This window comes from Neorhizobium petrolearium (assembly GCF_029854435.1).
GTDB classification, from domain to species: Bacteria; Pseudomonadota; Alphaproteobacteria; order Rhizobiales; family Rhizobiaceae; genus Neorhizobium; species Neorhizobium petrolearium.
In genome coordinates, this window is record NZ_CP123000.1 from 1,270,679 (window position 1) to 1,284,537 (window position 13,859).

The following is a 13,859-nucleotide window of genomic DNA, read 5'->3' on the forward strand; positions in this document are numbered from 1 at the left end:
TGAAATAATACGCAATACGTATAGGTCTACAGAGAATTTGGTTGATTTCAACCCCTGTCGATAAAATAACGATACGAGTTAAGTTATGGAGGTGGGTGATGAGACGTGGAATTTATGCAGCGCTTGGCATTTGCGTGCTCGCGGCGCCTGCTTTCGCCGCGCAACCGATCAATGAGGACTATGTTCGATCCCTGGCGGTATCGGGGAAAATCGTCCTTGTGATGGAATATTACGACGGGCGTGGTGAGGTGGCTGAGCGCAAGGGTTATGCGACCACGAATGCCTTCGAAGCGCTGTCGGCGACCGACTTTCGTGTCACTGACGACACTGTGGTTCGCCTTTACGGCGTTGAACCGTGCGAGGGCGAAATGGTCAGTCGACGGGATGGGTTCATAGGACGTTGCCGCGACTATGCGCAAGAACAGCTGCAAGTCATGCTGAACAATCCAAAGGTGATATTCTGCCGGGCGTTTACCAGCGAGCAGAAGTCGCCGGTTCACAATGCAACCTGTTATGGCTACTATTATTTTCCGGGCAGCCTCGACGCTGTCGAAATGTTCGAAGAACAGCTTGTGTCGCTTGGCGCCCTTCGTCTCTCGACAGAGCCCGATGGTACTTTGGCTCGCCCGGATCTGTCGAAAGCCGAAGAGGTTGGCAAAAAGGCGTCGTTCGGCATGTGGGCAGATCCGAGGGTGAGGGGGCGATGACCGCCCAACTGCGACGATGCGGTCCTTTGGTGGTGCGATCCGATTTGAGTGTTGCGGCGGATAAAAATTCAGGAAACCGGGTCGGTTCACGTCTCGATCGTTTCGGCGTGCGCCCGCATCTGTCGCGCATGTTCGCTTGGTCGGAAAGAGTATCACAAGGGCGATCGGTGTCGGCGATATCGTTCATGAGACAGAGCCCGGGGGGTAGAAGAACGGTTCAACCGAATGGCAAATTGTTGCAGCATCAAGGGGTATCCCTGTGGCCAGTACGTAGCCCGCCAAATGCGTGAGCTTTTGCAACGCCTCGCGCCTGTCGGCCGGCTGCCATGCAATAATCTGATTGCAAACCAGGCGTTCTTCCAGCTCAAGCTCGTCGAAGAACGAATGTACTCGAACCGTCTCGCCTCGCCGCCTTAACTCCAGCAGCAGCGTGCGATGACGTGAGAGGAGAGTGGTGAGGTCTTGAGGAACCTCGTAGTCGTCCATGATGGCCCCCTCGATTATTATTCCGTTCACACAAAGCGGAAAGCTCGCTTCTGGTCATAAGAAGCGTTGTTGATGTATGAGGATAAGAAACAATGGCGGGCCACCTTTCATGACAAGCAGAGTAGACAAACACATCCAAGAGAAGGGTCTCGTCGAACATAAAGGTCCCGAAGCCGACAAGCCGGTTTACCGATGCCCTGGATATGAGGGGATCGCGGAGTTTTCCGAACTTGATAACCGAATTGCAGACGCGCTCAGGCAGGCGCGAGAACGCACCGGGCTCACGCATGCTGATGTCGCACCTCTGCTCGCGCTTCATCCTCAAGTCTATGGGCGATACGAGCGCAACGAAACGAAGATGACCGTGACCAGGCTCATTCATCTGAGCGAGCTTCTGGATTTTTCGCCAATCGATGTCATCATGGCTGCTGCGCCTTATCGGTTTGGAAAGACAAAAGACGAAGCCGACAGACGTCGCGAACTGATCAAGATCGTTGAGGCGCTGCCGGCCGACGCTGTGAATTCCTTGCTGTCGCTGGTCGATGCGATGATCAAAGTGCGATCAGCGGACGTTGCAAATGGCGGCTGATTGGATGTGGGCGCACCTCAATGAAAGAGATCTTGCACGCCAAACGGTGTAGACCGGCGGACATTGCCACTGCAGCTCGCAAGCGAAAAGAACATCGAGACAAAGCCCAAAGCGGTCGTTTGTTGACATCGTTGCGGGCGCCTTTCCGCGGCTTTCACTTGTCAAGGCGCCATGCCCAGGGAGGTCGCTTCCTGATGAATATGGCAGCCGAAGCCCTTCCATGAAGTTTCGTCATAGTCCTGCGCCTCCGATTTCCATCACCGTTATTCAGCTCCGGCCCAACTGCCTGAACCTTCTTCCGTGCGCTGGCTGGTATCCGTGATCGCAGAGGATCGCGATGGGCGCGACGGCACGGAAAGCAGGGACTGATCTATACCATAGGCCTTGCGATGCTGTTGAAGCAGGCGAAAGGAGGGGTAGGCTGCAATGACCATGACCGGTTCTCCCTCATAAAGTATGGGCTCACGCAGAACCTCCAATCGATAGCCTCTCCTGCGGATCATTTTCACGAGCGCAGGGTTTGTCTGTATAATGACGGTCTCGATCTTGGAAAAGACGAGGAACTCGAGAACGGCTGTCATCAATACGTCTGCAGTTGCAATGCCACGGACGTGCCTTACGTGTCTTGCGGTTGCACATCGTCCCCATTCGAAGACCTGGCGCCCTCTTGGATAACTTTCTTCACCGATCAGCTCTGGATAAAGATGGGACAGAAGGTGTGGTTTCATCGTCGGCAGCAGACGCGAATAGCCGACCACTTCGTTTTCCTCTGTCAGTACCAGGTGAATGGTGGACTGCGTGTCGAACGCGTCCCGTTCGCGGCCGTCGCTTTGTCGAAGCGCCTCCCAGCCGAGCTCGTCGACAAAACACTGATGGCGGAAACGCCAAACCGCCTCCATGATGGACTGTTTTTGCGGGACTTGTCTGCCTCGTATAATCTCCAGCATCGATTGCCTCCGTTGTGCACGTGTAATGTGCAACCGGAGGTAAGGAAAAACTATTCGTAAATTGTCGTATTTTACCGTTGCAGTCCGCGTCGAAACGCCTCTGCAATCAGATGTGCTCGATTTCTTGCGTTCAACTTCTGCTGCAGATTGGTAAGGTGAGTTTGGACCGTCCGCGGCGAACGCCGGGTCATTTCACCGATTTCCCAATCCTTCTTGCCTTCAACACACCAGGTCAGGCATTCGCTTTCGCTGCGGGTGACCATGACGTCTTCGGTAATGTCGCTGCCCGCAGCGTTCAGGTCTCGCAGTCGGGTGTAAGCCCTGATTGCTATGATGTGAAGGAGGTCCCTATGGGGCGCCGGCAACGAGACCTTCTTTCCAGCAACGGAGAAGATGCCCGCAAAGCCTGATCGTGTGAAGATCGGGATCGTGATGCCGTCCACCAGCCCGAAATCGGCAGCTTCGCGCATGACTTGGCGGGCTTTGGGCGGCAGAGCCTGATTGTCAATCGTTTCGGACCATACGATTGCCCGGTCCGCTCGACGAACGAGGTTCACAACGGGATCGTCTCGGAAGTAATTTTTCCTCAGATACCGCTCAAACCATGCTGGTGGCCAACCGTTGAGATGGAAGTAGCTCTCCAGGCTTTCATGGGGGAGTGGAAGTCCTGCCAAGGCAAATCGCTCAACGCCCAAAGATACCACTATGCGCTCAACGAGTTCGCAAACCTCCGCGACAGTTCGTGTCGAAATGCAAGCCTCAGAAAACTGAAGCATCAAATAGGCTAACTTGTCCAACCTTTTGCTCCATTATCACGGTTATGCCGAGCCGCTGACGATGGCCTTTAGGTCACGCCTGCTGAGCCCAAATACTTGTGAGATGAAGATCAGCGGCCAATTCTGGCTTTTGGATAGGACGAAATGCTCCTGTTATCAAAATGCAACGATCCGATCAGGTGTGTGACCTGATTAACGTGAACTTTCGCAAGCTATTCGAAAGCGGTGGCCGTTGAACAAAGTTTTCCAAATTGCCCCCCGCGTCGAGCCTGTCCAGTCGCACGGAATGGAAGCATAAGAGAAGACGATTGGCGAGGCAATTAGGTTGAAATGCAGCAAAGGAAAACACAAGGATTACCGTTGGTTAAGGCCGATGACAAATCTGTCGACAAGGAGCCGGAAGCGGGAGACCGCGACGGAAAAGAAGGCACGCGAGAAGGATAAGCGCCAGCAGGCGAGTTAGAAGAAACGAGCAGACGCGGGCAAGTGATGCGTATTGGGCGCGTGTTGATCGCCAGCGCCGGACGGCAAGGGAATCAATATCTCATGCACCTGCCAGACAAGCTTCGGTGTGCTTGCGGGAACAATGAGGGTAACAGCGTGCTTATCGGAAAGCTGCCCGGTAACGTCTCGCCAGCCAAACAAGGAGCGCACACTGACCCGCTACGCAGTCCCGTTTTCCGCTGCCTGCAGGCCCCTGAAATCTTTAAGAAAATGGTGGGCGATGAGAGACTCGAACTCCCGACATCCTCGGTGTAAACGAGGCGCTCTACCAACTGAGCTAATCGCCCTTTCGCGGCTGCAGAAGATACGCCCGCCGCGTCGGTGGCCGTGATCTATGCGGATCGCGGAAAAACCGCAAGAGCTTTCATGATGTTTTTTTGAAATTTTTGGGGAAGCTGCGATCGCCGGGAGGGCAGGGGAGGGAAAGAACCGGGTCGTCATCCTTTTGTCTTGAAACCTGCTTGACACCCGAACACGAACCTCTTAGTTAGCCGCTCAACCGAGCGGTCGAGGCCGCCGGCCGGGAGGTGTCACACCTCACGAGTAATGCGCGGGTGTAGCTCAGTCGGTTAGAGTGCCGGCCTGTCACGCCGGAGGTCGCGGGTTCGAGCCCCGTCACTCGCGCCATCTCTTCCTCGAAAATTTGCTGGCGCTTCAGTATGCGAGGGGCAGATTTTTCAATGCCGCAAGTCGGCATCATGCGCGGGTGTAGCTCAGTCGGTTAGAGTGCCGGCCTGTCACGCCGGAGGTCGCGGGTTCGAGCCCCGTCACTCGCGCCATTCACGATTTCTTTTATTTTTCCGATCGGTCTTAAACCGATTTGATTGCGGAATGTTTCCTGCGAAACAGGCTTGCGGTTCTCGCGGAGACCAAGTCGTAGGTGTTCGTCCGAACTGCTTCATTTAGGTACAGGATGCCGCGCTCAAAAGGCTTGCGCCGGGGCTTCGGCTGCGCTAGTCACGGCTTGTTGCAATGCACGTTCGCTTGGCCCGTGTATTGACTTTAAAGCGTCGCTCGACGCTTCAGGCAAGCTGGGATCGAATACCATGAGTGAACTCCTCACTTCCTATGTCCCGATCGCGATTTTCATCGGTATTGCGCTGGTGATCGGTATCGCGCTTCTGGTCGCCCCCTTCGCTGTGGCCTATAAGGCGCCCGATTCGGAAAAGCTGTCGGCCTACGAATGCGGTTTCAACGCGTTCGACGATGCGCGCATGAAGTTCGACATTCGATTTTATCTGGTCTCGATTCTCTTCATTATTTTCGACCTTGAGGTGGCCTTCCTGTTCCCTTGGGCTGTCTCCTTTGGTGATATGGGTTGGTTCGGTTTCTGGTCGATGATGGTTTTCCTTGCCGTCCTGACGGTCGGCTTCATCTATGAGTGGAAGAAAGGAGCGCTGGAATGGGAGTAGTCGACAACGGCAGCACTCTCGTTGCGCCGAAACCGAAGGGTATTATCGATCCGAGTACTGGTAAGCCGGTCGGTAGTGACGATGCTTTTTTTGGAGGGGTTAACGACGAACTGGCCGACAAGGGCTTTTTGGTGACGTCGACCCACGATCTGATCACCTGGGCCCGCACGGGTTCGCTGATGTGGATGCAGTTCGGCCTGGCCTGTTGCGCCGTAGAGATGATGCAGGCCTCGATGCCGCGCTATGATATGGAGCGTTTTGGCTTTGCTCCCCGTGCATCGCCGCGTCAGTCGGACGTCATGATCGTCGCCGGAACGCTAACCAACAAGATGGCCCCGGCGCTCCGCAAGGTCTATGACCAAATGCCGGAGCCGCGTTACGTCATCTCGATGGGGTCGTGCGCCAACGGTGGTGGTTATTACCATTATTCCTATTCCGTGGTTCGCGGATGTGATCGCGTCGTGCCGGTGGATGTCTATGTTCCGGGCTGTCCTCCCACGGCTGAGGCGCTGCTTTACGGTGTGCTTCTGCTGCAAAAGAAGATCCGGCGCACGGGTACGATCGAGCGCTGAGGGCCTAAGGACAAGACGATGAGCGAAGCCCTGACCGAGCTTGCAACCTATATCCGCGAGGCGCGCTCCGCCCTCGTGGAAGATGCGACGATCGCCTTTGGCGAATTGACGCTTACGGCGACCGTTGAAAACATCGTGCCGCTGCTGACCTTCCTTCGGGATGATGTACAGTGTGGTTTCATATGTTTTGTCGACATCTGCGGCGTCGATTGGCCGCAGCGTGAAAAGCGTTTCGACGTGGTGTACCATCTTCTGTCGCCGAGGCAGAACCAACGCATTCGCGTGAAGCTCGCCGTCGGCGAAGGCGAGGCCGTCCCCTCGGCGACCGCCGTCTACATGGGCGCCGACTGGTTCGAGCGTGAGGCGTGGGACATGTATGGCATTCCCTTCACCGGCCACCCGGACCTTCGTCGCATCTTGACGGACTACGGTTTCGAGGGGCATCCGATGCGCAAGGATTTCCCAACGACGGGATATGTAGAGGTCCGCTATGACGACAATGCCAAGCGGGTTGTCTACGAACCTGTCGAGTTACGCCAGGAATTCCGTAATTTTGACTTTCTGTCTCCATGGGAGGGCACGGATTACGTGCTGCCGGGAGACGAGAAGGCCAAGACTTAGGTGAAATAAACAGGGCGAATAGCGGATAGTTGTCGCCAAACGAAAGGAAGACGCAGACGAACAACTCCCATGAGGATCTCAACGTGTGGCCGCGGGCAATTGAGCGTGCAGTTCAGTTCTATCGCGCGACGGATGGATTTCCGAGGGATGAGATACACGGTTAAGACGCTCGAATTCGCAGGGGCGCTGCTTCGGTGGCGGCGAGTATTGCGGAAAGTCGCAGGCGGGAAAACACCAGTAATTTCATCCAGTTTCTCGGGATTGCTCAAGGTTCTTTGAAGGAGTTGGGGCGCATATGGTCATCGCCGGGAAGGTGAAGAGCCTTCCGGTACGGCAGTTTCGGAGCCTGATGGAGCAGCGCGATGAGATTGTCGGATGGTCCATGCACTGATCAGACGTCTGCAGGAAAAGACATGATCAAGTTGAAACAGCTATTCGCTAAATCCTCCAAGCGCGGAGCGCGCATATGACTGAACATAACGTCCGCAATTTCACCATCAACTTTGGGCCTGAGCATCCATCTGCCCACGGCGTATTGCGCCTTGTTCTGGAGCTCGATGGAGAAATCGTCGAGCGTGTAGACCCGCATATCGGCCTTCTTCATCGCGGAACCGAAAAGCTGATCGAGACGAAGACGTATCTGCAGGCAGTCCCCTATTTCGATCGCCTGGACTATGTCGCGCCGATGAACCAGGAACACGCGTTCGCCCTGGCGGTAGAACGTCTGCTGGGCATCGATATTCCGATCCGCGGCCAGTTGATCCGCGTGCTCTACTGTGAGATCGGCCGTATTTTGAACCATCTCCTGAATGTGACGACGCAGGCCATGGACTGCGGTGCTTTGACGCCGCCGCTCTGGGGCTTCGAAGAGCGCGAAAAGTTGATGGTTTTTTATGAGCGGGCCTGCGGAGCCCGTATGCATGCTGCCTATTTCCGGCCGGGAGGCGTGCACCAGGATCTGCCGCCAGAACTGGTCGACGACATCGAAAAGTGGTGCGATCCCTTCATGGTCGCGCTCGACGACATCGACAAGCTCCTGACCGGCAACCGCATCTTCAAGCAGCGCAATGTCGATATCGGTGTCGTATCGATCGATGACGCATGGTCTTGGGGCTTTTCAGGCGTGATGGTGCGCGGTTCCGGTCTGGCTTGGGATTTGCGCAAGTCGCAGCCTTACGAATGTTATGCCGATCTCGATTTCGACATTCCCATCGGCAAGAACGGAGACTGTTATGACCGCTATCTCGTCCGTATGGAGGAGATGCGGCAGTCGGTTCGCATCATGCGTCAGGTTCTTTCGCGCCTCAAGGGCGATGCGCGGACCGGCCCGGTCTCTTCGCTGGACGGCAAGGTCGTGCCGCCAAAGCGCTCCGAGATGAAGCGGTCGATGGAAGCGTTGATTCATCACTTCAAGCTCTATACCGAAGGTTATCGCGTGCCGGCCGGTGAGGTTTATGCCGCCGTGGAGGCTCCGAAAGGGGAGTTCGGGGTCTATCTGGTCGCGGATGGGACCAACAAGCCGTATCGCTGCAAGATCCGCGCGCCGGGTTATGCACATTTGGCTGCGATGGATTTCCTTGGGCGCGGGCATATGCTGGCCGACATGGCTGCCGTGCTGGGCTCGCTCGATATCGTGTTCGGCGAGGTAGACCGCTGATGATCCGCGCCGTCGTATTCGCTGGCTTTTTGCTGGCTGGCCCGGCTGCTCTTGCGCAGCAGGACCAGTCGGCCGATCAGCTCGGCGGTTCGACAGCTTCCGGCGGATCGAAATCGATGGGTGATCTCCTGTCGGAAGGATATGAGATCAAAACCTCCGTTCCCAATGGGACAAAGTTCATAGTGTTCATGCAGAAAGACAAGTCTGCCTATGCCTGCGAGTTCGTGTCGCTCACGCGGTCGCGGTGTGGATCCATAAACTGATAAGGCGTGGAAAAGAATGTCCGTTCGTCGATTAGCCGAAGATAGCGTCCAGCCGGCAGTATTCGCCTTTAACGAGGAGAATGCCGCCTGGGCCGAGGCAACGATCAGGAAATATCCGGAAGGCCGGCAGCAATCCGCCGTTATTCCGCTTTTGATGCGTGCGCAGGAACAAGATGGCTGGATCACCCGCGCGGCGATTGAGCATGTCGCCAACAAACTGGACATGCCCTATATCCGTGTCCTCGAAGTCGCGACCTTCTACACCCAGTTCCAGTTGAAGCCTGTCGGCACCCGCGCCCATATCCAGGTCTGCGGCACGACGCCTTGCATGCTGCGCGGCGCCGAAGACCTGATGAAGGTCTGTCAGCACAAGATCCATCACGATCCCTTCGAGCTCAATGCCGACGGCACGCTCTCCTGGGAAGAGGTCGAATGTCAGGGCGCTTGCGTCAACGCGCCGATGGTCATCATCTTCAAGGATGCCTATGAGGACCTGACGCCTGAGCGCCTGGAAGAGATCATCGATGCATTCGAAGCCGGCAAGGGCGATCAGATCAAGCCGGGTCCGCAGATCGACCGCTATTTTTCCGCACCCGAAGGCGGCCCTCAGACGCTTCTCGAAGATGTGAAACCCGTCCGGACCAACCTCGATGCGCAGCCAGCGACCGATGCCGCGCCGGTTCCGCCGGCTGATGCGGCACGTCCCAAGGATACGGCGCCGGAAACCGATCAGAAACTGAAGACGCCGGCCACCGCGCCGAAGGCTGCCGCGAACAATGTGAAAGCAGCCGAAATTCAGCCGCTTTCGGGCACTGCCAAGAGCGAAGCAGCCGCGTCCGATGCTGCAAAGCCGGCCACTACCAAGGCGGAAAAGCCGTCCCTGGAGGACAAGAATCGCCCGAAAGGGATCGACAAGCCGGCCGAACCGGACGACCTCAAGATGATCTCCGGGGTTGGCCCGAAGATAGAGGGCATTCTCAACGAGCTCGGCATCTTCACCTTCGCGCAAGTCGCAGCATGGAAGAAGGCGGAGCGCGAATGGGTCGACGGATACCTGAATTTCAAGGGCCGCATCGAACGCGACGACTGGGTCAAACAGGCCAAGGCGCTCGCCATGGGCGGCGAAGCCGAATACATTAAGGTCTTCGGCAAGAAGCCGCGGTAAGGGGTGAGACATGCTTAAGGATCAGGATCGCATCTTTACCAATATCTACGGCCTCAAGGACAAGTCGCTCAAAGGCGCGATGAGCCGCGGCCATTGGGACGGCACCAAGGAGATCCTCGAAAAGGGCAGGGACTGGATCATCAACGAGATGAAGGCGTCCGGCCTTCGCGGACGTGGTGGTGCCGGCTTCCCGACCGGCCTCAAATGGTCCTTCATGCCGAAGGAGAGCGACGGCCGGCCGCATTATCTCGTGGTCAATGCCGACGAATCGGAGCCCGGCACCTGCAAGGACCGCGAAATCATGCGCCACGATCCGCATACGCTGATCGAAGGCTGCGTGATCGCCGGTTTCGCCATGGGTGCCCATACAGCCTATATCTATGTGCGCGGCGAATATATGCGTGAGCGTGAAGCGCTGCAGGCGGCGATCGACGAGTGCTATGATTTTGGCCTGCTCGGCAGGAACACCAAGCTCGGCTGGGATTTCGACATCTATGTCCATCACGGTGCCGGCGCATATATTTGCGGCGAAGAGACCGCGCTGCTCGAAAGCCTGGAAGGCAAGAAGGGGCAGCCGCGCCTGAAACCTCCGTTCCCGGCCAACATGGGCCTCTACGGCTGCCCGACGACGGTCAACAACGTCGAATCGATCGCTGTCGCGCCGACCATCCTGCGCCGCGGCGCCGGCTGGTTCTCCTCGATCGGCCGCCCGAACAATGTCGGAACCAAGCTCTTCATGATCTCGGGCCACGTGAACAAGCCCTGCACGGTCGAAGAGGCGATGGGCATACCGTTCCGCGAACTGATCGAAAAACATGCCGGCGGTATCCGCGGCGGCTGGGACAACCTGCTCGGCGTCATCCCAGGTGGTGCATCTTGCCCGGTCATCAGGGGCGAGGACATGGACGACGCGATCATGGACTTCGACGGCATGCGCGACAAGAAGTCGTCCTTCGGCACGGCCGCCGTCATCGTCATGGACAAGTCGACCGATATCATCAAGGCGATCGCCCGCCTTTCTGCCTTCTTCAAGCACGAAAGCTGCGGCCAGTGCACACCCTGCCGCGAAGGAACCGGCTGGATGTGGCGCGTCATGGAGCGCATGGTCAAGGGCAATGCGCAGAAGCGCGAGATCGACATGCTCTTCCAAGTGTCCAAACAGATCGAAGGCCACACCATCTGTGCGCTGGGCGATGCGGCCGCCTGGCCGGTCCAGGGCCTTATCCGCAACTTCCGCGCGGAGATCGAGGCACGCATCGATCAGTATACTTATAACGCCATGGATCATGGCGCAGTCATGGAAGCTGCGGAGTAAGAACGTGACGAAGACGGACAAGGATCAGGATCGGAAGGCGGCGGATCATCCGGCGCATGATCCTGCGCGCCTGTCTGATTTTTCCGAGGCGCTGAAGCTCAATCCGCTGTTTGCACAATCGGCCGCAGCAATGGCGGCCGCGACTGCGATCGGTTTCGGCCTTGCCAGCCAGATGGCGAGCGCCTTCTTCGGTACGCTGCAGGGCGCGATGGAAGCGGCCAATCGTCAGGCGACGCCACAGGAGCCTCCGCCGGCCGAAGCGTCGGCCCCGCAAAAAGCCTCCGCCGTCGCCGAGCCGACCGCTCCTGCCGTTACCGAATCTGCGCCGGCCGCCACCAGGCCGAAGGCAAAGCCGGTCCGCAAGGGGGCGGCGCCCGCCGCCGCGAAGAAGCCGGCTGTGAAGCCGGTTGCGGTGGAGCCCCCGGAAAAGCCCAAGGTTGCGGCGAAGGCACCGGCCAAGGCTGCGGCGAAACGCAAGCCGGCAGCGAAGGCGGTCGCCGTTTCCGGTGCCGACGATCTGAAGCGGATTTCCGGCATCGGGCCGAAGCTGGAAGGGGTTTTGAAGGGCATGGGTGTCACGAGCCTGGCGCAGATTGCTGCCTGGACGGATGCCGATATCGCCCGCTTCGACAAGGAATTGGGTTTCGAGGGACGCATCAGGCGGGACGATTGGGTCAGCCAGGCGAAAGCCCTGTTGAAATAAGAGATATGTCCCCGACCTTCGGGTCCGAGGGATGGAACTGAGGACGTAAGTGATACGATGGCAAAGCTGAAGGTAGACGGCAAGGAAATCGAGGTCCCGGATCATTTCACGCTGCTCCAGGCGTGCGAGGAAGCCGGCGCCGAGGTTCCGCGCTTTTGTTTCCACGAGCGTCTTTCGGTTGCGGGCAATTGCCGCATGTGCCTGATCGAGGTGAAGGGCGGCCCGCCGAAGCCGGCAGCCTCCTGCGCCATGGGCGTGCGCGACGTCCGCGGCGGCCCGAACGGCGAATTGCCGGAAGTCTTCACCAACACGCCGATGGTCAAGAAGGCCCGCGAAGGCGTGATGGAATTCCTGCTGATCAACCATCCGCTCGATTGCCCGATCTGCGACCAGGGCGGCGAATGCGATCTGCAGGACCAGGCCATGGCCTTCGGTATCGACAGCTCGCGCTATACGGAAAACAAGCGCGCCGTCGAGGACAAGTATATCGGCCCGCTCGTGAAGACGGTGATGAACCGCTGCATCCATTGCACGCGCTGCGTCCGCTTTACGACCGAAGTCGGCGGCATTTCGGAGCTCGGCCTTATCGGCCGCGGCGAGGATGCCGAGATCACCACTTATCTCGAACAGGCGATGACCTCTGAGCTGCAGGGCAATGTGATTGACCTTTGCCCGGTCGGTGCGCTCACCTCGCGGCCCTTCGCCTTCACGGCCCGCCCGTGGGAATTGAACAAGACGGAATCGATCGACGTGATGGACGCGGTCGGTTCGGCGATCCGTGTCGATACCCGCGGTCGTGAAGTCATGCGCATCATGCCGCGTGTCAACGAGCAGGTGAACGAGGAGTGGATCTCCGACAAGACCCGCTTCATCTGGGACGGTTTAAAGACGCAGCGTCTCGACCGGCCTTATGTCCGCAAGAACGGCCGTCTGGCGGCGGCCTCCTGGAGCGAAGCCTTCGGCGCGATCAAAGCCGCGGTGTCGGCAACCTCCGCCGACAAGATCGGCGCGATCGCCGGTGACCTGGCATCTGTCGAGGAAATGTATGCGCTGAAGGAGCTGATCCGCTCGCTCGGATCGGAAAACCTCGACTGTCGGCAGGACGGGACGGCGCTTGATCCGTCGCTCGGCCGTGCAAGCTACATCTTCAACCCCACGATCGAGGGTATCGAACAGGCCGGCGCGCTGCTTCTCATCGGTGCCAATCCGCGCCTCGAAGCGGCCGTGCTCAACGCCCGCATCCGCAAGCGCTTCCGCCGCGGCAACTTCCCGATCGGCGTGATCGGCGAGGTGAGTGAGCTGCGCTATGTCTACGATTATCTCGGCGCCGGTCCGGAAACGCTGCGTGATCTGGAAACGGGTGCCAACAGCTTCGTCGACAAGCTGCGCAATGCCAAGAACCCGATGATCATCGTAGGACAGGGGGCTTTGGCCCGCCCGGATGGCGCGGCGGTCCTCGCGGCTGCCGCACAGCTCGCTGGCTCTGTGGGCGCGCTGACGGAAGACTGGAACGGTTTTGCCGTGCTGCACACCGCGGCCGCTCGCGTCGGCGGTCTCGACCTCGGCTTCGTGCCGGGCGCCAAGGGCGCGAATGCGGCAAAGATGCTGGCCGGCATGGATGTCCTCTTCCTGCTCGGCGCCGATGAGCTCGACTTCTCGAAGAAGGGCGCCAGGTTCACCGTTTATATCGGCAGCCATGGTGATGCAGGCGCCCATAATGCCGACGTCATCCTTCCGGGTGCCGCCTATACGGAAAAGTCAGGCACCTGGGTCAACACTGAAGGCCGTGTGCAGATGGGCACTCGCGCCGGTTTCGCGCCGGGTGAGGCCCGCGAGGACTGGGCGATCCTGCGTGCGCTGTCCGACGTGCTCGGAAAGAAGCTGCCCTTCGACGCGCTTTCTGCACTGCGTGCGAAGCTCTATGAAGCCTATCCGCATTTCGCCGCTATCGACGAGATCGCGCCGGGTTCCGTGAACGAAATTGCCGCACTCGGCCAAAAAGAAGGTGAGATGTCGAAGTCGGGGTTTGCGTCTCCGATCAAAGACTTCTATTTGACGAACCCGATCGCCCGCGCTTCGGCGGTCATGGCCGAATGCTCGGCATTGGCTCGCAACAATTTCCAGGCTGCGGCGGAGTAATTT

Annotated in this window: 15 protein-coding genes and 3 tRNA genes; 14 read left to right on the plus strand and 4 right to left on the minus strand. The window is 58.2% G+C overall.

Annotated features, from left to right (window positions below):
• Positions 1-98: 98 nt before the first annotated feature.
• The gene (locus QEO92_RS06475; RefSeq protein WP_227702539.1) at positions 99-707 is read left to right on the plus strand and encodes a hypothetical protein; all 609 of its coding nucleotides are present in this window, start codon (positions 99-101) and stop codon (positions 705-707) included.
• A 183-nt stretch (positions 708-890) separates the two neighbouring features.
• On the opposite strand, the gene QEO92_RS06480 is transcribed toward QEO92_RS06475, so the two are convergent.
• Entirely contained in the window at positions 891-1,193 is a 303-nt protein-coding gene (locus QEO92_RS06480; protein ID WP_037150210.1) for a hypothetical protein, read from the minus strand.
• A 76-nt stretch (positions 1,194-1,269) separates the two neighbouring features.
• Here QEO92_RS06480 and QEO92_RS06485 point away from each other — a divergent pair, with 76 nt between their 5' ends.
• Entirely contained in the window at positions 1,270-1,782 is a 513-nt protein-coding gene (locus QEO92_RS06485; RefSeq protein WP_227702540.1) for a helix-turn-helix domain-containing protein, read from the plus strand.
• 263 nt (positions 1,783-2,045) lie between these two features.
• Here QEO92_RS06485 and QEO92_RS06490 read toward each other — a convergent pair whose 3' ends face one another.
• The 3 genes from QEO92_RS06490 to QEO92_RS06500 all read right to left on the minus strand — a co-directional run bounded on the left by QEO92_RS06490 (position 2,046) and on the right by QEO92_RS06500 (position 4,296).
• A complete protein-coding gene (locus QEO92_RS06490; protein WP_052182825.1) occupies positions 2,046-2,681 on the minus strand; it encodes an acyl-homoserine-lactone synthase in 636 nt (211 codons plus the stop codon).
• Positions 2,682-2,800: 119 nt separating this feature from the next.
• Complete coding sequence (locus QEO92_RS06495; protein ID WP_037150207.1) at positions 2,801-3,526, minus strand: helix-turn-helix transcriptional regulator; 726 nt, start codon at positions 3,524-3,526, stop codon at positions 2,801-2,803.
• Between the two features lie 694 nt (positions 3,527-4,220).
• Positions 4,221-4,296, minus strand: a tRNA-Val gene (locus tag QEO92_RS06500).
• 263 nt (positions 4,297-4,559) lie between these two features.
• On the opposite strand from QEO92_RS06500, the gene QEO92_RS06505 reads away from it, so the two are divergent.
• From QEO92_RS06505 to nuoG, 12 genes are all read left to right on the plus strand, one after another.
• Positions 4,560-4,636, plus strand: a tRNA-Asp gene (locus tag QEO92_RS06505).
• Between the two features lie 75 nt (positions 4,637-4,711).
• Positions 4,712-4,788 (plus strand) — tRNA-Asp (locus QEO92_RS06510).
• A gap of 267 nt (positions 4,789-5,055) precedes the next feature.
• A complete protein-coding gene (locus QEO92_RS06515) occupies positions 5,056-5,421 on the plus strand; it encodes an NADH-quinone oxidoreductase subunit A (RefSeq protein ID WP_037150205.1) in 366 nt (121 codons plus the stop codon).
• Positions 5,412-5,993 (plus strand): NuoB/complex I 20 kDa subunit family protein, encoded by a 582-nt coding sequence (locus QEO92_RS06520; RefSeq protein WP_227702541.1) that lies wholly within the window; start codon positions 5,412-5,414, stop codon positions 5,991-5,993. Before QEO92_RS06515 ends, QEO92_RS06520 begins: the two co-directional genes overlap by 10 nt.
• Before the next feature lie 18 nt (positions 5,994-6,011).
• A complete protein-coding gene (locus QEO92_RS06525; protein ID WP_037150201.1) occupies positions 6,012-6,614 on the plus strand; it encodes an NADH-quinone oxidoreductase subunit C in 603 nt (200 codons plus the stop codon).
• A 194-nt stretch (positions 6,615-6,808) separates the two neighbouring features.
• Positions 6,809-6,931, plus strand: a complete 123-nt coding sequence (locus tag QEO92_RS06530; RefSeq protein ID WP_280107499.1) for a four helix bundle protein — start codon at positions 6,809-6,811, stop codon at positions 6,929-6,931.
• A gap of 149 nt (positions 6,932-7,080) precedes the next feature.
• Entirely contained in the window at positions 7,081-8,271 is a 1,191-nt protein-coding gene (locus tag QEO92_RS06535) for an NADH-quinone oxidoreductase subunit D (RefSeq protein ID WP_037150199.1), read from the plus strand.
• Positions 8,271-8,534, plus strand: a complete 264-nt coding sequence (locus tag QEO92_RS06540; protein WP_052182824.1) for a hypothetical protein — start codon at positions 8,271-8,273, stop codon at positions 8,532-8,534. Before QEO92_RS06535 ends, QEO92_RS06540 begins: the two co-directional genes overlap by 1 nt.
• A gap of 16 nt (positions 8,535-8,550) precedes the next feature.
• On the plus strand, positions 8,551-9,699 hold the full coding sequence (locus QEO92_RS06545) for an NADH-quinone oxidoreductase subunit E (protein ID WP_227702542.1): 1,149 nt from the start codon (positions 8,551-8,553) through the stop codon (positions 9,697-9,699).
• Between the two features lie 10 nt (positions 9,700-9,709).
• Entirely contained in the window at positions 9,710-11,014 is a 1,305-nt protein-coding gene (gene nuoF / locus QEO92_RS06550; RefSeq protein ID WP_037150193.1) for an NADH-quinone oxidoreductase subunit NuoF, read from the plus strand.
• Between the two features lie 4 nt (positions 11,015-11,018).
• Positions 11,019-11,717: a hypothetical protein gene (locus QEO92_RS06555; RefSeq protein ID WP_052182823.1), complete on the plus strand. Its 699-nt coding sequence runs from the start codon at positions 11,019-11,021 to the stop codon at positions 11,715-11,717.
• Positions 11,718-11,774: 57 nt separating this feature from the next.
• Complete coding sequence (gene nuoG / locus QEO92_RS06560; protein WP_227702543.1) at positions 11,775-13,856, plus strand: NADH-quinone oxidoreductase subunit NuoG; 2,082 nt, start codon at positions 11,775-11,777, stop codon at positions 13,854-13,856.
• Positions 13,857-13,859: the final 3 nt, after the last annotated feature.

Excerpts from the sequence above, each read along its gene's own strand:
- QEO92_RS06475 (WP_227702539.1), top strand. The coding sequence starts at position 99 with ATGAGACGTGGAATTTATGCAGCGCTTGGCATTTGCGTGCTCGCGGCG.
- QEO92_RS06480 (WP_037150210.1), bottom strand. The coding sequence starts at position 1,193 with ATGGACGACTACGAGGTTCCTCAAGACCTCACCACTCTCCTCTCACGT.
- QEO92_RS06485 (WP_227702540.1), top strand. The coding sequence starts at position 1,270 with ATGAGGATAAGAAACAATGGCGGGCCACCTTTCATGACAAGCAGAGTA.
- QEO92_RS06490 (WP_052182825.1), bottom strand. The coding sequence starts at position 2,681 with ATGGAGGCGGTTTGGCGTTTCCGCCATCAGTGTTTTGTCGACGAGCTC.
- QEO92_RS06515 (WP_037150205.1), top strand. The coding sequence starts at position 5,056 with ATGAGTGAACTCCTCACTTCCTATGTCCCGATCGCGATTTTCATCGGT.
- QEO92_RS06520 (WP_227702541.1), top strand. The coding sequence starts at position 5,412 with ATGGGAGTAGTCGACAACGGCAGCACTCTCGTTGCGCCGAAACCGAAG.
- QEO92_RS06525 (WP_037150201.1), top strand. The coding sequence starts at position 6,012 with ATGAGCGAAGCCCTGACCGAGCTTGCAACCTATATCCGCGAGGCGCGC.
- QEO92_RS06535 (WP_037150199.1), top strand. The coding sequence starts at position 7,081 with ATGACTGAACATAACGTCCGCAATTTCACCATCAACTTTGGGCCTGAG.
- QEO92_RS06540 (WP_052182824.1), top strand. The coding sequence starts at position 8,271 with ATGATCCGCGCCGTCGTATTCGCTGGCTTTTTGCTGGCTGGCCCGGCT.
- QEO92_RS06545 (WP_227702542.1), top strand. The coding sequence starts at position 8,551 with ATGTCCGTTCGTCGATTAGCCGAAGATAGCGTCCAGCCGGCAGTATTC.
- nuoF (WP_037150193.1), top strand. The coding sequence starts at position 9,710 with ATGCTTAAGGATCAGGATCGCATCTTTACCAATATCTACGGCCTCAAG.
- nuoG (WP_227702543.1), top strand. The coding sequence starts at position 11,775 with ATGGCAAAGCTGAAGGTAGACGGCAAGGAAATCGAGGTCCCGGATCAT.